Here is a 16,334-nt window from a genome sequence, read left to right as displayed (position 1 = left end):
GCTACTCGGCGGGAGCCTGTTCGGTCTCGTCCGCCGACTCGGTCTCGTCCGCCCGCCCGGTCTCCGCCGCCTGGGCCCGCTTGATCGCCGCGTCCCGGCTGCGGGTGATCCGGATGCCGAGGAGGCCCAGCGCGCCCCCGGCCAGGCAGGTCCACAGCCACCACAGATGGCCGTGGTCGTCGAACCAGCCGTAGAAGGGGAGCTGTACGAGGAAGAGGACGAACCAGATGATCGTGCCGCCGGTGATGACCGGGACCACGGGCCCCTCCAGGGGCTCCGGCGCCTCATGCTTGGGTGTCCACTTCGCCATGGGGACAGCTTACGAGGTGGTCACATCTACGCGCGAAGATGGCAGATCGGATCGTCATATGTTCATACTGAAACGGTTTGCCATTGACCACTTCTCTTCGTAGGAAACGCCAACTACATGCCCACCTCGGCCCCCACCAAGGTCCCCGCCCCTGAACAGCCGGGAGCCAGGCCCGCCTACGGCGCACTCGACCGCTACTTCAAGATCTCCGAGCGCGGCAGCTCCCTGCCCCGCGAGATCCGGGGCGGTTTCGCCACCTTCTTCGCGATGGCGTACATCATCGTGCTGAACCCGATCATCCTCGGCAGCGCGAAGGACATGTACGGGCATCAGCTCGACAACGGCCAGCTCGTCACCGCCACCTGTGTGACCGCGGCCTTCACCACGCTCCTCATGGGCGTCATCGGCAACGTGCCGATCGCGCTCGCGGCGGGGCTCGGCGTGAACTCGGTGGTCGCGCTCCAGCTCGCCCCCCGGATGTCCTGGCCGGACGCCATGGGCATGGTCGTGCTGGCCGGTCTCGTCGTCATGCTGCTGGTGGCCACCGGTCTGCGGGAGCGCGTCATGAACGCGGTGCCGTTCGGGCTGCGCAAGGCGATCTCGATCGGTATCGGCCTGTTCATCATGCTGATCGGTCTGGTGGACTCCGGTTTCGTCACCCGTATCCCGGACGCCGCCCACACCACCGTCCCGCTCCAGCTCGGCACCGACGGCCATCTGGTCGGCTGGCCGGTTCTGGTGTTCATCCTGGGCGTGCTGCTCACCCTCGCCCTGATCGTCCGCAAGGTCCCGGGCGCGATCCTGATCTCGATCGTCGCCATGACGGTCCTCGCGCTGATCGTCGACGCGGTCGCGGACGTCCCGTCCTGGGGCCTGACCACCCCGGAGTGGCCCGGCAACCCGGTCGCCACGCCCGACTTCGGGCTGATCGGCGACGTCAGCCTGTTCGGCGGCTTCTCCGAGGTCGGCGTGCTGACCGGCGTGCTGTTCGTCTTCACGGTCCTGCTGTCGTGCTTCTTCGACGCGATGGGCACGATCATGGGCGTCTCCGACGAGGCGAAGCTGACCGACGCCAAGGGCGAGATGCCCGGCATCAACAAGGTCCTCTTCGTCGACGGTCTCGCCGTGGCCGCCGGCGGCGCCAGCTCCTCCTCCGCCACCACCGCGTTCGTGGAGTCCACGGCCGGGGTCGGCGAGGGCGCCCGCACGGGCTTCGCGAACCTCGTCACGGGCGGCCTCTTCACCGTCGCGCTGTTCCTCACGCCGGTCGCCACCATGGTCCCGTCCCAGGCCGCCACGCCCGCGCTGCTCGCGGTGGGCTTCATGATCCTGGCGAACTCGGTCAAGGAGATCGACTGGGCCGACTACACGATCGCCATCCCGGCCTTCATCACGATGGTGATGATGCCGTTCACCTACTCCATCACCAACGGCATCGGCATGGGCTTCATCACCTTCGTGCTGCTGCGCATGGTGGCGGGCCGGGCCCGGGAGATCCCGGTCCCGATGTACGTGGTCTCGGCGGTCTTCACGTTCTACTACCTGATGCCGGCCCTCGGTCTGACCTGACCGGCGGTCCAGCTCCAGGGGTCTCAGGTGAGCCCGTAGAACTTCTCGGTCTCCTCGACGGCCGACTGGAAGCGCTGGTCGAAGTCATCGCGAATGAGCGTCTGGACGACATAGTCCTGGACGCTCATTCCGCGTTTGGCGGCATGCTGCCGGAGCCGTTCGAGCAGCTCCCCGTCTATCCGCAGGCTGAGCACAGTGGTCCCCATGAGTCGAGGGTCGCCGGATGCTGCCGTACGTCAGTGACTTTCCGCGCGCGTCTCACTCGTTCGAGTGACGAAGCGGTTTCCGTGGCCAGGGTCACGGGAATCCTGGCGCGCCCCAGCTTGTTTAGCCAGAGTAATGAGTTACGCTAAAGAGATGCCTGACCTCACCCATGGCGACGACGCGGCCGCCGTGAACTCGCTCCGGTCCGCAGTGATGCGGCTCTCCCGCCGGCTCAAACACCAGCGGGTCGACGAGTCGCTGAGCCCCACCGAGATGTCGGTGCTCGGCACCCTCTCCCTCTGCGGCAGTGCCACCCCGGGCGAACTCGCCCGCAAGGAGCACGTCCAGCCGCCCTCGATGACCCGCATCGTGGCGCTGCTGGAGGCCAAGGGACTGGTCCGGCTGGAGCCGCACCCCGAGGACCGGCGCCAGAAGGTCGTCACCAAGACCGAGCAGGCCGAGGCCATGCTCGAGGAGAGCCGCCGCAAGCGGAACGCCTTCCTGGCCACCCTGGTCGACGGCCTCGACGAGGACGAGTGGGCGAAACTGCGCGCCGCCGCCCCCGTGCTGGAGAAGCTCGCACACCTGTAGCCGCAGTAGCTGAGGAGGCGAACCCTGTTGAGTACGGGACCCGGAGCAGACTCCGCCCCCGCACCGACCACCCCCGACACCCCGCCCACCCCCGACACCCGTCGCCGCAGGACCTCGATGTTCAGCTCGCTGAAGGTCAGGAACTACCGCCTGTTCTTCGCCGGCCAGGTCGTCTCCAACATCGGCACCTGGATGCAGCGGATCGCACAGGACTGGCTGGTCCTGAGCCTCACCGGCTCCGCCACCGCCGTCGGCGTCACCACGGCCCTGCAGTTCCTGCCGATGCTGCTCTTCGGCCTCTACGGCGGGGTCCTCGTCGACCGCCTGCCCAAGCGCCGCGCGCTGCTGGTCACCCAGTCCGCGATGGCCGTCACCGGCATCGCGCTCGCCGCCCTCACCCTCTCCGGCCACGTCCAGGTCTGGCACGTCTACCTCGCCGCCTTCGCCGTCGGCCTCGCCACGGTCGTCGACAACCCGGCCCGCCAGTCCTTCGTCTCCGAGATGGTCGGCCCCGACCAGCTCCAGAACGCGGTCAGCCTGAACTCGGCGAACTTCCAGTCCGCCCGGCTGGTCGGCCCCGCCGTCGCCGGCCTGATGATCACCGGCGTCGGCACCGGCTGGGCCTTCCTCTTCAACGGCCTGTCCTTCGTCGCGCCCATCGCGGGCCTGCTCCTGATGCGCGCCCGCGAGCTGTACGTCGTCGAGCGCGCCCCGCGCGGCAAGGGCCAGCTCAGGGAAGGGCTCCACTATGTGGCCGGGCGCCCGGACCTGATCTGGACGATCGTCCTGGTCGGGTTCGTCGGCACCTTCGGCTTCAACTTCCCCGTCTACCTCTCGGCCTTCGCCGACGACGTCTTCCACGCCGGCGCCGGCTCCTACAGCCTCTTCAACACCCTGATGGCGGTCGGCTCGCTGGCCGGCGCCCTGCTCGCCGCCCGGCGCGGCACGGCCCGGATGCGGGTGATGATCGGGGCGGCGGTGCTCTTCGGCGCGATGGAGATCCTCGCCGCGACGGCCCCCTCGCTGTGGCTGTTCGCCCTGCTCATGGCGCCGATCGGGATGTTCGGCATGACGATCAACGTCACCGCCAACACCAGCATCCAGATGGGCACCGACCCCGCCATGCGCGGCCGGGTCATGGCCCTCTACATGATGGTGTTCCTCGGCGGCTCGCCCGTCGGCGCACCCATAGCGGGCTGGATCACCGACGCGTACGGCGTCCGCGCCGGCCTCGCGGTGGGCGGCGTGATCGCCACGGCGGCCGCGGTCACCATCGGCCTGGTCCTGGCCCGCGTCGGCAATCTGCGCCTGTCGGTCGGCTGGCACCACGGCCACCCCCGGGTGCGCTTCGTCCCGAGGGAGAGCGGGGAGCTGGCCACCGTGGGGTGACCTGCCCTCCGCCCTCCGGGCTCACACCCGCCGCTCCAGCAGCTGCCCCGGCCACGCGTCCTGCACGGTGAACGCGTGCGTCGGGGTGAAGCCGTTGGCCTCGTAGTAGGCGACCAGCTTGCGGTCGTCACCGGCGTAGCAGTCCACCCGCAGCAGGGCGACACCCGCCCGCCGGGTCTCCTCGGCCGCGTGCGCCAGCAGCGCGCCGCCCACGCCGAGGCCCTTGAAACGGCGGTCCGAGGCGAGCCAGTGGATGTACCGCTCGGGCTCGCCCGGCGGCGGAAGGTGCGCGAGGTACGCGCCGGGCGCGTCGGTCAGCGTGAGGGTGCCCGCCGGCACCCCGTCGACCTCGGCGACGAACGCCGCGCCCTCCTCCATGTACCGGACGACCGACTCCACCGTCCGGGGGCTCTGCGAGAGCGGCTTGGTCCCCCACTGGCCGGTGCGCCCCTGGGAGACGAGCCACTCCACACTGCTGTCGAGCATGCCGAGCATCGCGGGGACGTCGTCGGGACCGCCGTCCCTGATGGTGATCTCCATACCTCCATGGTGGCAGGGTGGTCGGTATGAGACTCTTCGCCGCCGTGCTGCCCCCCGAAGACGTCGCCGACGAACTCGCCACGGAGGTGGCCGAGTTGCGCGCACTGCCCGGTGCGGAGGCGCTGCGCTGGACCGGCCGCCCCGGCTGGCACTTCACGCTCGCGTTCTACGGCGAGGTCGACGACGACGTCGTACCGGAGCTGTCGGCACGGCTGGAGCGGGCCGCGCACCGGAGCGCGCCCTTCGAGCTGGCCGTGCGGGGCGGCGGACAGTTCGGGCACGGGCGGGCGCTGTGGGCGGGTGCGGCGGGGGACCTGCCGGCCCTGCGTCTGCTGGCCGACCGCGCGGAGGCGGCGGCGCGCAAGGCGGGCCTGGACCTGGGGGAGCACCGCCGCTACAAGGCCCACCTCACGCTGGCCCGCAGCCGGGACGCGGTGGACGCGGGGCCGTACGTCGAGGCGCTGCACGGGTTCCGGGGGCGGACCTGGACCGTGCGGGAACTGGTCCTGGTCCGCAGCCGGCTGCCGCGGTCCGGGGTGCCGGGGGAGCAGCCCCGCTATGAGCCGGGCGGGCGCTGGGCTCTCGGCGGGGCCGGTTAGGCTCGATACGTGGACCCGAAGACCAGGAACCGGATCATGGCCGGTGCGCTTGTGCTGATGTTCGTTGTTGTCGCGTTGGCTGCGGCCGTAGGTAGGTAGGGGCGAGGGGGCTGCACGTCGTTCCTCGGGTGCGGGCCCGTTGTGGCCGATCGCGCAGTTCCCCGCGCCCCTAAAAGCAAAAAGCCTCTACCAGGCGAAGGCCTCCGGCGACGGGCCCGGGCCCGGGAAGATCTCGTCGAGGCCCGCCAGCAGCTCCTCGCTCAGCTCCAGCTCGACCGCCCGGATCGCCGAGTCGAGCTGTTCCGCCGTACGCGGGCCGACGATCGGGCCCGTCACCCCGGGGCGCGTGAGGAGCCAGGCCAGGGCCGCCTCACCCGGCTCCAGACCGTGCTTCTCCAGCAGGTCCTCGTAGGCCTGGATCTGCGCACGTGCCGTGGGGCTGGCGAGGGTGTCGGCGGCCCGGCCGCTCGCCCGGCGCCCGCCCTCGGCCTCCTTCTTGATCACACCGCCCAGCAGCCCGCCGTGCAGGGGCGACCAGGGGATGACGCCGAGGCCGTAGTCCTGGGCGGCCGGGATGACCTCCATCTCGGCGCGGCGCTCAGCGAGGTTGTACAGGCACTGCTCGCTGACCAGGCCGAAGGAGCCCCGCCGGGCGGCGGTCTCGTTGGCCTGGGCGATCTTGTACCCGGGGAAGTTGCTGGACCCGGCGTAGAGGATCTTCCCCTGCTGCACGAGCACGTCGATCGCCTGCCAGATCTCCTCGAAGGGAGTGCTGCGGTCGATGTGGTGGAACTGGTAGAGGTCGATGTGGTCGGTCTGGAGCCGCTTCAGCGACGCGTCGACCGCGCGCCGGATGTTCACGGCGGAGAGCTTGTCGTGGTTGGGCCAGGCGTCGCCGTCGGCGGCCATGTTGCCGTACACCTTGGTGGCGAGGACGACCTTGTCGCGCCGCTCGCCGCCCTTCGTGAACCAGTTCCCGATGATCGTCTCGGTACGGCCCTTGTTCTCACCCCAGCCGTACACGTTCGCGGTGTCGAAGAAGTTGATGCCCGCGTCGAGGGCCGAGTCCATGATCGCGTGGGAGTCGGCCTCGTCGGTCTGCGGGCCGAAGTTCATGGTGCCGAGGACGAGTCGGCTGACCTTGAGTCCGGTGCGTCCGAGCTGCGTGTACTTCATGGAACTCAAGCCAACGTCCTGGAGTGCGCTCCAGGCAAGGGCCGATCGGTCAGTCGCGGGGGAAGTCGTCGGTTTTGAGGGTGAGGTCGACGACGGTTCCGGTGAGGTCGAGGTCGGTGCCGAAGTCCACCGGCGTCCGCTGTTCGTAGTCGCCGTCCTTGGGATCGGTGTAGACGTAGCACCGCCCCTGATAGGGGTCGGCAACGACGTAGACCGGAACCTCGGCGACGGCGTAGGCGATCTTCTTCGGACCGTAGTCGTTGGCCGCCGTGCCCTCCGAGATGACCTCGGCGACGAACTCGACGTCCTGATGGCGCCAGCGGCCCTTGTCGTCCGGTTTCGCCGAGTCCTTGAGCAGGGCGATGTCCGGGCAGAAGCCGTTCTGGTGGCCCGGGAAGTCGACGCGAACGTCGGAGAAGATCTTGGCCTTCCTCCCGAACCTGTCTTCGACGGCCCAGAGGAACCGGCGAATGATCTGCCAATGCGTGTTCCGCTGCGGTGTCATGAAGACGCTGCCCCCGACGATCTCAACCCTGAATCCTTCGGGGACGGGCATGTGCTCCAGTCGCTCGAACCACTCGTCCAGTCGCTGAGTGTTCGCGTCGGCCATCGTGATCCTGTCTTCAAGGACGGTCATCTTGGCGCTCCTCCCCGGCGGCCCCCATGGACGAGACCCGCCGCGCAGTACAACGATACGCACGGTCACCAGGACACGCCGGGACACGCGCCCCAAGCTCAGTCCCCGTACTCCCCGCCCAGCCCCCACCCCTGCCACATCGCCTCCGCGAAGGCCGCCGCCAGCTGGTGTTCGCCGCGGGCGTTGGGGTGGGTGCCGTCGTAGGTGTCGCTGTGGATGTCCCAGTCCTCAGGGACCGACGCCAGCAGGAGGGGCGAGGCCGGCTCGTCCAGGTCCGCCGCGGTCTTCGCCAGCAGTTCGTTGAAGAGGGCGACCTGGCCGCCGAAGTCCGGGTCGTCGGCGGCGCGGATGTTGGGGATCACCGGCAGCCAGACCATCCGGATCCGCGGGTTGGCCGAGCGGGCCTCGGCCACGAACGCGCGGGCGTTCTGCGCGGTCTGCTCCGCGTTCGTGTAGAAGCCGAGGTCGATCAGACCGAGGGAGACGAGGAGGACGTCCGCCCGGGCGGCCCGGACGGCGTCGGCGATCAGGGGCGCCATGTGCAGCCAGCCCTCGCCCCAGCCGGCCAGATGGGCGCGCGGGAAGCCGGGGTCGGCGTACGCGTACGAGGTCGGGGCGTCCGCCGCCTTGTCGTAGAGCGTCTCGCGCGGGCCGACCAGCGTGAACGGGCCGCCGTACGTCGCGCACAGGTGCTGCCACATGCGGTAGCGCCAGGTGTGTTCGCCCGCGCTTCCGATCGTCATCGAGTCGCCTACGGGCATGAACCTGAGCATCCGCTCATGATGGGGGATCAAGGCGGCCCATGGCGTGTGAGACGGGCCACGACGACGGAACGCCCGGGCGGGATGGCAGGCTTGACGACATGCGCCGACCCTTCGCCGTGCCCGCCCGAGCCGGGGCCCTCCTCGCCGCCGCCCTCCTCGTGGGCGCCTTCGCCGTGCCCGCCTCCGCCGCCGAGGGCGACGACGGCTTCACCCTCAAGGATCCGCGCATCACCGAGTCCAGCGGGCTCGCCGCCTCCCGCCAGCACCCCGGCATCTACTGGACCCACAACGACCAGGACAGCGGCAGCTACCTCTACGCGGTCGACAGCGGCACCGGCGAGACCGTCGCGCGGATCACCCTGAGCGGGGTGGGCCTGCAGCGGGACGTCGAGGCCATCGCCATCGGGCCCGACAACCAGATCTACGTCGGCGACATCGGCGACAACGACGGCGTGACCTGGCCCTACGTATGGATCTACCGGCTGCCCGAGCCCAAGAAGCTCACCGACCAGACCATCCGCGCCACGCAGTACGTCGTGAAGTACACGGACGGGTCCCGTGACGCCGAGTCGATGATCGTCCACCCCAGGACCGGGCGCGTCTACATCATCGACAAGCACGAGGACGGCGGGCATCTCTACGAAGGGCCCGCCAAGCTGTCCGCCTCCGGTACGAACGTCTTCAAGCCCGTCGCCACCGTCGACCTGTGGGCCACCGACGCCGCCTTCTCCCCGGACGGCACCCAGCTCGCCGTACGCGGCTACTTCGGCGGCATCTCCTACGACTGGAACGGCGGCGACATCAAGCGCAAGGGCCGGCTCGACGTGCCCCTGCAGCGGCAAGGGGAGTCCGTCACCTACTCGGCCGACGGCACCAAGCTGATGTACGGCACCGAGGGCACCGGGAGCTCGGTGGTCGCGGAGGACGCCCCCGACGGCGGCTCGGCCGCCAAGTCCCCTTCGGGCAAGGACGGTTCGGACTCCGCCTCCGACTCCTCCGGCTCCTCGGCGGTCACCGGGAACGTCAAGTTCGGCGCCCTCGCCGTGGCCGCCGTCGTCGCCGCCTTCTTCGGCTTCCGGCGGCTGCTGCGCCGTAACTGAGCCTCCCGTGGTGCGGCGGCGTCACCCGTCCGCGCCGCACCGCGCGACAGAGGTTTGGCCGTCCGGTCAGGCTGAGGTGTCCCGCGGGACGGGGGCGGACTCGGAACGCGGTCCCGCCCGCACCATTTTGGGAGACCCGCATGCGCGGTCATGCCGTGCGCGCCGCGAGAAAACGCGTCGCTCGCCGACTCTGTCTGTTCGTCGCCGCCCTGGCCCTGACGGTCCCGGTGGGCCTCGCCGCCGCGCCGCCGGCCGGGGCGGCCGCCGTCGCCTTCCCGGCCGTCCACGTCCGCACCGCCACCCTGCCGCTGAGCGGCCTGATCACGGGCGCCGACGAGAACATCGCCGTCACGGGGAGCCTCTCCGTCACCGTCGTCACCCGGACGGCCCCGGGCGGCGGCGGCACGGCCCGGATCATCAGCGCCCTGGGCCCCACGACCGGCGTGGGGCAGACGACCGGCGGGCGGTATCTGTTCGTGGGTGCGGACAGCGACCTGGTGACTTACCCGCCGGATCCCATCACCCCGCTGATCGCCTCCCCGGCCTTCCTCCAGATCGACCCGTTCGTGCCGCCCAACCCGATCGTCCCCCCGCACCCGATCAGCTTCCTGAAGGTCGGCGTGGTCGTCACCTCTGCCGGGGAGATCAACGACATCGTCGCGCTGCTCAACCAGATCGAGGGTCCCGACACCCGCTGACCCGTGGTCCGGCGGCGGCACCGCACTCAGGTGCCGCCGCCCTCCTTGACGCGCTCATGCAGGGTTAGTTTCCTGGGGGTACGCGGTCTATGGGAGCGCTCCCATAAGTTCCGGGCCCGCGCCGCCCCGAGAGGAAGCAACGCCATGTTCCGCAACCTCCGCAGAGCGCTGTGCGCCGCCGCCGCGGCCCTGCTGCTCCCCCTGGCGGCGGGCGCGCAGTCCGCCCAAGCGGCCCCGGCGGTCCCCGCCGTGGCGGCCGACGCCGGTGCAGGGTACTGGCACACCAGCGGCCGGCAGATCCTCGACGCGGCAGGGCAGCCGGTCCGGATCGCCGGGATCAACTGGTTCGGCTTCGAGACCGGCAACTACGTCGTCCACGGCCTGTGGTCCCGTGATTACAAGAGCATGATCGACCAGATGAAGTCGCTGGGCTACAACACGATCCGCATCCCGTACAGCGACGACATCCTCAAGAGCGCGACCGTGCCCAACAGCATCGACTTCAGCAGCGGCAAGAACGCGGACCTGCAAGGGCTCGGCCCGCTCGGTGTGCTGGACAAGATCGTCTCGTACGCCGGTCAGGACGGCCTCAAGGTGATCCTCGACCGGCACCGCCCGGACGCCGGCGGCCAGTCGGCCCTCTGGTACACCTCGGCCGTCCCCGAGTCGACGTGGATCGCCAACCTCAAGTCGCTGGCGGCCCGTTACGCGGGCCAGTCCACGGTCGTCGGCATCGACCTGCACAACGAGCCCCACGACCCCGCCTGCTGGGGCTGCGGCGACACCGCGACCGACTGGCGGCTGGCCGCCCAGCGCGCCGGGAACGCCGTCCTGTCCGTCAACCCCGACCTGCTGATCTTCGTCGAGGGCGTGCAGTCCTTCAACGGCGTCTCCGGCTGGTGGGGCGGCAACCTGATGGGGGTCGCGCAGTACCCGGTGCAGCTGAACGTGGCCAACCGGGTCGTCTACTCGGCCCACGACTACGCCACCAGCGTGGCCCAGCAGAGCTGGTTCAGCGATCCGACGTTCCCCGCCAACATGCCGGGGATCTGGGACAGGTACTGGGGGTACATCTTCAAGCAGAACATCGCGCCCGTGTGGGTGGGGGAGTTCGGCACGACACTGGCCTCGACGGTGGACCAGAAGTGGCTGGCGGCGCTGGTGAGCTATCTGCGGCCGACGTCGACGTACGGCGCCGACTCCTTCCACTGGACGTTCTGGTCCTGGAACCCCAACTCCGGTGACACGGGCGGGATCCTCAAGGACGACTGGCAGACCGTGGACACCGTGAAGGACGGCTACCTGGCGAGCGTCAAGGCACCGGGCTTCCCCGGCACCGGCGGCGGGGGCGGGGGAGGCGGCGGAAGCACGGCCGCCTGCTCCGCCGCGTACACGGTGACCAGCGACTGGGGCGGCGGCTTCAACGCCGAGGTGAAGGTGACCAACACCGGGACGACCCCGACCGCCTCCTGGAAGGTCACCTGGACCTGGACCGGCGCCCAGCAGATCACGTCCATGTGGAACGCCTCGTACACCCAGACCGGAACGACCGTGACCGCGGCGAACGCCTCCCACAACGGCACGATCGCGACCGGCGCCTCGACGACCTTCGGCTTCGGAGGCGCACCGGGCGGCGGGGCGGCACCGAGCGTGAGCTGCACGGCGACCTGAGCGCGCGGCGCCCGGTCGTGCGCGGGGCGCGCGACCGGGCGCAGGCTCCTCAGGGCAGTTTGGCTGACGGTACGTCATGACACCGTTGGTCTCGGGTCTCCTCGCCGTGAGAGGCCGACGGTGTGTGGTCTAGCGAGTGACAGCGGTCCGGGGCGGTGGGCTCATCGGTCGTTCCCGCTGATCATGTCGATCAGGCCCTGGGCCGTGTTGCCGTCGGAGTCGACGCCCTGCATCTCGGCGCCCTCGAAGGTGACGGCCTCGGCGGCGCGGACGAACATGGCCCGCTCGTACGCGGTGAGCGCGGCCTCGACGTCGTCCGGGTGGGCGGCGAGGGCCTCGCCGAGTTGGGCGCCGTCCAGCAGGGCGAGGTTGGCGCCCTCGCCGTTCGGGGCCGCGAGATGGGCGGCGTCGCCGAGCAGGGTCACCCCCGGCACCCTGTCCCACCGGTGCCCGGCCGGCAGGGCGTAGTGGGGGCGCAGGACCGGCGCGGTGTCGCCGTCGGTGATGAGCGCGGTGAGCTGCGGGGCCCAGCCGGCGAACTCCGCCGCGATCCGCGCGGCCGCCGCGGCGGGATCGGTGAAGTCGACGGCGGCGAACCAGTCCAGTGGCCTGGTGAGTGCCACATAGGTGTGCAGGGTGGTGCCGCTCTCGCGGTGGGCGAAGATCTCCCTGCCCGGCTCGGGCGCGATCATCGACCCGCCGCCCACGGCCCGCGCGGCGGCGGGGTGCCGGGTGTCGGCGTCGTACAGGAAGGTCTCGACGAACGACGTTCCGGTGTACTCGGGGACGGCGGCCGAGAGCAGCGGGCGGACCCGTGACCAGGCGCCGTCGGCGCCGACCAGCAGGCCGGTGACGACGGTGCCGCCGTCGGCGAAGGTCACCTCGTGGCGGCCCTCGCCGAGGGCGCGGACGGCGTCGGCCCGGTGGCCCCAGCGGACGGTGCCGGCCGGCAGCGAGTCGAGCAGGATCCGCCGCAGCTCGGCGCGCTGCACCTCGGGGCGTCCGCCGGCGCCGTCGTCGGCCCGGTCCATCAGGACGGTCCCGGCCGGGTCGAGGACCCGCATCGTCTGGCGGCCCTCCACGACGATGGCCCGGAACTCGTCCGTCAGACCGGCCGCCTGGAGCGCGAGCTGCCCGTTGTGGTCGTGGATGTCGAGCATCCCGCCCTGGGTGCGCGCCGCCGCGGAGGGCTCGGCCTCGTGGACCGTGACCGGGATTCCGTGGACGTGCAGGACACGGGCGAGCGTGAGGCCGCCGAGTCCGGCGCCGATGATCGTGACGGGGGTGTGCATGAAAGGCTCCTCGGGATGGGGCCGTCCGGTGGACTCCGGCCGGCCGTCCCCGAAAGGTGCCGGACCCCGCCGACAGACGGCCTGCAGACGGCCTACAACCGACCGACAGTCCTCCGTCGGTCGCCCGATCGCCCGTCTCAGGCCTCGTGGATCGCGTGGGCGAGGGCGGCCGCGAAGAGGACCGCGCAACGAGGTCTCGCAGACCCCGCAGACGACCTCGACCGTCTGCTCACCTTGGCACTGAGGATGTGCCGTACCGCGACCAGCACGGTGCCGGGTATGTGCCTGCTCAACGGATCGTGGAAGCCTTTGCCTTGACGTTGCGGCAGCTTTCCGGTGCCTGTCAGACTCGCCGACGCGCCCCTGGGCCAAATGAGTTGCAAATTTTTGGGCGAAAAGCTTCTTGCGGGCGTGCTTCTTCGGAAGGATCCCGCGAGGATCGTGAACTTTCCGGTCCTGCCGAACCCCCCATGCTCTGAAGGAACTTCATGAGAAGAAGCACAGCCGTGCTGTGTGGCGCGACCGTCGTCCTGGCCGGATCTCTCACGGCCGTCCCGGCCGAGGCCGCCTCGTCGCAGTCCGCGCAGCCAGCAGCCCAGGCGGCGAAGGTCACCTGGAAGAAGTGCGCGACGGACGACTACCCGACGCTCCAGTGCGCGTCGGTGAAGGTCCCGCTGAACTACGCCAAGCCGAACGGCCGGAAGATAACCCTGGCCTTGTCCCGCGTCCCGCACACCGCGCGCAAGTACCAGGGCCCGCTGCTGGTCAACCCCGGCGGCCCCGGCGGCAGCGGACTGACCCTCGCCGGGTTCGTGGCGTCCTCGCTGCCCAAGGCGGTCGCCTCGCAGTACGACGTCATCGGCTTCGACCCGCGCGGCGTCGGCAAGAGCAAGCCCGCGCTGGACTGCAAGCCGGGCTACTTCAACCCGGTCCGCCCGGACTCCGTGCCCAGCACCGCCGCGATCGAGAAGGCCAACCTCTCCCGCGCCAAGGCGTTCGCCAAGGCCTGCGGCACCAAGTACGCGGACGTCCTGCCGTACATCGACACGGTCAGCGCCGTGAAGGACATGGACCAGATCCGCAAGGCGCTCGGCGCCAAGAAGATCAACTACTTCGGCTACTCGTACGGCACCTACCTGGGCCAGGTGTACGCCAAGCTCTTCCCGACCCGGGTGCGCCGGCTGGTCCTGGACTCGATCGTCGACCCCGGCGGGGTCTGGTACGACGCCAACATCTCCCAGGACTACGCCTTCGACGCCCGCCACAAGGCGCTGATGACGTGGATCGCCAAGTACAACGGCACGTACAAGCTCGGCACCGACCCGGCCGCGATCGAGGCCAAGTGGTACGCGATGCGGGCCGAACTCGCCGCGAAGCCGGCCGGCGGCGAGGTGGGCGCCTCCGAGCTGGAGGACACCTTCATCCCCGGCGGCTACTACAACGGCTACTGGCCCGCCCTCGCCGAGGCCTTCGCCGCCTATGTGAACGACAAGGACGCCACCCCGCTGGTCAAGGCGTACGAGAACTTCGCGGCCATCGACGCCTCCGGCGACAACGGCTACAGCGTCTACACCGCCGTGCAGTGCCGTGACGTCTCCTGGCCGCGCGACTGGAAGCAGTGGCGCAAGGACAACTGGGCCGTGTACTCCAAGGCCCCGTTCATGGCCTGGAACAACGCCTGGTACAACGCGCCGTGCGCGTACTGGCCCACGAAGACCCTGAAGCCGGTGAGCGTCGCCAACAGCAAGCTCCCGCCGGTCCTGCTGTTCCAGGCGACGAACGACGCGGCCACCCCGTACCAGGGCGGCGTCGCCGTCCACCGTCTGCTCAAGCACTCCAGCCTGGTGGTCGAGCAGGGCGGCGGCAACCACGGCATCACCCTGAGCGGCAACACCTGCCTGGACAAGTACCTCGTCAAGTACCTCACCGACGGCACGGTCCCGCGCGGCAGCGGCACGGCCGACGCGGTCTGCAAGAAGACCGCCGACCCCGAGCCGGCGAGCGCGACGCAGTCCGCCCTGAGCGCGGACCGGTCGGCCGGCACGACGTCCGCCGACACCCTGCACACGCTGGTCGGCGTCCGCGGCTGACGCTTCCGTCACCTGCATGGAGGACCAGGGTGCCGGAAATGTCGGGTTCTGTGTGGTCGCGGGGTGAGGCTGTTCCCGATCGCCCCGCGACCACCGAAGGAGCAGACATGACCAACGTGCCCGCCGACCTCCGCTACACCGACGAACACGAGTGGGTGAGCACCGGGTCCGACGGCGTCATCACCGTCGGCATCACCGACCACGCCCAGAAGTCGCTCGGTGACATCGTCTTCTTCGAGCTGCCGGAGGTGGGCAGGACGTTCGAGGTGGGCGAACCCGTCGGCTCGGTGGAGTCGGTCAAGTCGGTGTCCGAGCTGTTCAGCCCGGCCAAGGGTGAGATCGTCGAGGTCAACCCGGATGCCATGGACTCCCCCGAGGACGTGAACAGCGACCCGTACGGGGTGTGGCTCTACAAGATCAAGGCCGCCTCGAAGGACTCGTCCAACGGGCTGCTCGACGCCAAGGCCTATGCGAAGCTCATCGCCGAATGAAACGCCGAGGGGCGCCCGGTGATCCACCGGGCGCCCCTCAGTGTCGTACAGGCGCAGTGATCAGAGCGGTGATCAGAGCTTCTCGATCACGTAGTCGATGCACTGCGTGAGCGCCTCGACGTCCGCCGGGTCGATCGCCGGGAACATCGCGACGCGCAGCTGGTTGCGGCCGAGCTTGCGGTAGGGCTCGGTGTCGACGATCCCGTTGGCGCGCAGGACCTTGGCGATCGCCGCGGCGTCGATCTCTTCCGCGAAGTCGATCGTGCCGATGACCTGCGAGCGCTTGGCCGGGTCGGTGACGAACGGCGTCGCGTGCTTCGACTCCTCGGCCCAGGTGTACAGACGGGTCGACGAGTCCTTGGTGCGGCCGGTGGAGAAGGCCAGACCGCCCTGGCCGTTGATCCACTCCAGCTGCTCGTTCAGCAGGAAGAGGGTCGCGAGAGCCGGGGTGTTGTACGTCTGGTTCTTGCGCGAGTTGTCGATCGCCGTGGGGAGCGAGAAGAACTCCGGGATGTGGCGGCCGGACGCGTGGATCCGCTCGGCGCGCTCGATCGCCGCCGGGGAGAACACGCCGATCCACAGGCCGCCGTCGGAGGCGAAGGACTTCTGCGGGGCGAAGTAGTAGACGTCCGTCTCGGCGATGTCGACCGGCAGGCCGCCGGCGCCGGAGGTGGCGTCCACCAGGACCAGCGCGCCCGCGTCGGCGCCCTGGACGCGCTTGAGGGGGGCCGCGACACCCGTCGACGTCTCGTTGTGCGTGAAGGCGTACACGTCCGCGCCCGCCTCGGCCCGAGGCTCGGGGTGCGTGCCCGGGTCGGAGGAGACGACGGTGGGCTCGGCCAGCCAGGGGGCGAGCTTGGCCGCCTTGGCGAACTTCGACGAGAACTCGCCGAAGGTGAGGTGCTGCGACTTGTTCTCGATCAGTCCGTGGGTCGCGACGTCCCAGAACGCGGTCGAGCCGCCGTTGCCGAGGATGACCTCGTAGCCCTCGGGGAGGGAGAACAGCTCGGAGATGCCCTCGCGCACCTTGCCGACCAGGTTCTTCACCGGAGCCTGGCGGTGGGAGGTGCCGAGGAGGGAGGTGCCGGTGGCGGCGAGGGCGTCCAGCGCCTCCGTCCGCACCTTGGAGGGGCCCGCGCCGAAACGTCCGTCGGCGGGCTTGATGTCAGAGGGAATCTGGATCTCAGCCACGCAGGGAGGTTAGCCGGTGCGG

The 16,334-nt window shown here is 70.1% G+C and carries 17 protein-coding genes; 9 read left to right on the top strand and 8 right to left on the bottom strand.

Features of this window, described 5'->3' with window-relative positions:
• Position 1 precedes the first annotated feature (1 nt).
• Complete coding sequence (locus tag ACYQ8Q_RS20870) at positions 2-310, bottom strand: DUF2530 domain-containing protein (protein WP_460066962.1); 309 nt, start codon at positions 308-310, stop codon at positions 2-4.
• A gap of 117 nt (positions 311-427) precedes the next feature.
• Between ACYQ8Q_RS20870 and ACYQ8Q_RS20865 the strand changes: the two genes are divergently transcribed.
• Positions 428-1,879 (top strand): NCS2 family permease, encoded by a 1,452-nt coding sequence (locus tag ACYQ8Q_RS20865; protein WP_460066959.1) that lies wholly within the window; start codon positions 428-430, stop codon positions 1,877-1,879.
• Positions 1,880-1,902: 23 nt separating this feature from the next.
• Here ACYQ8Q_RS20865 and ACYQ8Q_RS20860 read toward each other — a convergent pair whose 3' ends face one another.
• Positions 1,903-2,085: a ribbon-helix-helix protein, CopG family gene (locus ACYQ8Q_RS20860; RefSeq protein WP_133912014.1), complete on the bottom strand. Its 183-nt coding sequence runs from the start codon at positions 2,083-2,085 to the stop codon at positions 1,903-1,905.
• A gap of 151 nt (positions 2,086-2,236) precedes the next feature.
• On the opposite strand from ACYQ8Q_RS20860, the gene ACYQ8Q_RS20855 reads away from it, so the two are divergent.
• Positions 2,237-2,674, top strand: coding sequence for a MarR family winged helix-turn-helix transcriptional regulator (locus ACYQ8Q_RS20855; protein WP_133912015.1), 438 nt, complete (start codon positions 2,237-2,239; stop codon positions 2,672-2,674).
• Positions 2,675-2,701: 27 nt separating this feature from the next.
• Entirely contained in the window at positions 2,702-4,063 is a 1,362-nt protein-coding gene (locus ACYQ8Q_RS20850; RefSeq protein WP_460066957.1) for an MFS transporter, read from the top strand.
• Positions 4,064-4,084: 21 nt separating this feature from the next.
• Here ACYQ8Q_RS20850 and ACYQ8Q_RS20845 read toward each other — a convergent pair whose 3' ends face one another.
• Positions 4,085-4,603, bottom strand: coding sequence for a GNAT family N-acetyltransferase (locus ACYQ8Q_RS20845; protein ID WP_460066956.1), 519 nt, complete (start codon positions 4,601-4,603; stop codon positions 4,085-4,087).
• A gap of 26 nt (positions 4,604-4,629) precedes the next feature.
• Between ACYQ8Q_RS20845 and thpR the strand changes: the two genes are divergently transcribed.
• A complete protein-coding gene (gene thpR / locus ACYQ8Q_RS20840; protein WP_460066955.1) occupies positions 4,630-5,202 on the top strand; it encodes an RNA 2',3'-cyclic phosphodiesterase in 573 nt (190 codons plus the stop codon).
• A gap of 186 nt (positions 5,203-5,388) precedes the next feature.
• Here the strand turns inward: thpR and ACYQ8Q_RS20835 are convergent, their stop codons facing one another.
• From ACYQ8Q_RS20835 to ACYQ8Q_RS20825, 3 genes are all read right to left on the bottom strand, one after another.
• Positions 5,389-6,378, bottom strand: a complete 990-nt coding sequence (locus ACYQ8Q_RS20835) for an aldo/keto reductase (RefSeq protein ID WP_460073426.1) — start codon at positions 6,376-6,378, stop codon at positions 5,389-5,391.
• Positions 6,379-6,427: 49 nt separating this feature from the next.
• Positions 6,428-7,015, bottom strand: coding sequence for a Uma2 family endonuclease (locus ACYQ8Q_RS20830; protein WP_460066953.1), 588 nt, complete (start codon positions 7,013-7,015; stop codon positions 6,428-6,430).
• Positions 7,016-7,113: 98 nt separating this feature from the next.
• Entirely contained in the window at positions 7,114-7,788 is a 675-nt protein-coding gene (locus tag ACYQ8Q_RS20825) for a GDSL-type esterase/lipase family protein (RefSeq protein ID WP_460066952.1), read from the bottom strand.
• 89 nt (positions 7,789-7,877) lie between these two features.
• Here ACYQ8Q_RS20825 and ACYQ8Q_RS20820 point away from each other — a divergent pair, with 89 nt between their 5' ends.
• From ACYQ8Q_RS20820 to ACYQ8Q_RS20810, 3 genes are all read left to right on the top strand, one after another.
• The gene (locus tag ACYQ8Q_RS20820; RefSeq protein ID WP_460066951.1) at positions 7,878-8,879 is read left to right on the top strand and encodes a TolB-like translocation protein; all 1,002 of its coding nucleotides are present in this window, start codon (positions 7,878-7,880) and stop codon (positions 8,877-8,879) included.
• 140 nt (positions 8,880-9,019) lie between these two features.
• Positions 9,020-9,577: a hypothetical protein gene (locus tag ACYQ8Q_RS20815; RefSeq protein ID WP_460066950.1), complete on the top strand. Its 558-nt coding sequence runs from the start codon at positions 9,020-9,022 to the stop codon at positions 9,575-9,577.
• 144 nt (positions 9,578-9,721) lie between these two features.
• Entirely contained in the window at positions 9,722-11,248 is a 1,527-nt protein-coding gene (locus ACYQ8Q_RS20810; RefSeq protein ID WP_460066949.1) for a cellulase family glycosylhydrolase, read from the top strand.
• Positions 11,249-11,409: 161 nt separating this feature from the next.
• On the opposite strand, the gene ACYQ8Q_RS20805 is transcribed toward ACYQ8Q_RS20810, so the two are convergent.
• The gene (locus ACYQ8Q_RS20805; RefSeq protein ID WP_460066947.1) at positions 11,410-12,540 is read right to left on the bottom strand and encodes an FAD-dependent oxidoreductase; all 1,131 of its coding nucleotides are present in this window, start codon (positions 12,538-12,540) and stop codon (positions 11,410-11,412) included.
• 488 nt (positions 12,541-13,028) lie between these two features.
• Between ACYQ8Q_RS20805 and ACYQ8Q_RS20800 the strand changes: the two genes are divergently transcribed.
• Both ACYQ8Q_RS20800 and gcvH read left to right on the top strand, forming a co-directional pair.
• Entirely contained in the window at positions 13,029-14,630 is a 1,602-nt protein-coding gene (locus ACYQ8Q_RS20800; RefSeq protein ID WP_460066945.1) for an alpha/beta hydrolase, read from the top strand.
• 107 nt (positions 14,631-14,737) lie between these two features.
• A complete protein-coding gene (gcvH, locus tag ACYQ8Q_RS20795) occupies positions 14,738-15,121 on the top strand; it encodes a glycine cleavage system protein GcvH (protein ID WP_460066944.1) in 384 nt (127 codons plus the stop codon).
• Positions 15,122-15,193: 72 nt separating this feature from the next.
• Here gcvH and serC read toward each other — a convergent pair whose 3' ends face one another.
• Positions 15,194-16,312, bottom strand: coding sequence for a phosphoserine transaminase (gene serC, locus ACYQ8Q_RS20790; RefSeq protein WP_460066943.1), 1,119 nt, complete (start codon positions 16,310-16,312; stop codon positions 15,194-15,196).
• Between the last annotated feature and the right edge of the window lie 22 nt (positions 16,313-16,334).

This window comes from Streptomyces sp. YKOK-I1, assembly GCF_054660435.1.
This window is presented reverse-complemented; position numbering and strand designations above follow the sequence as displayed.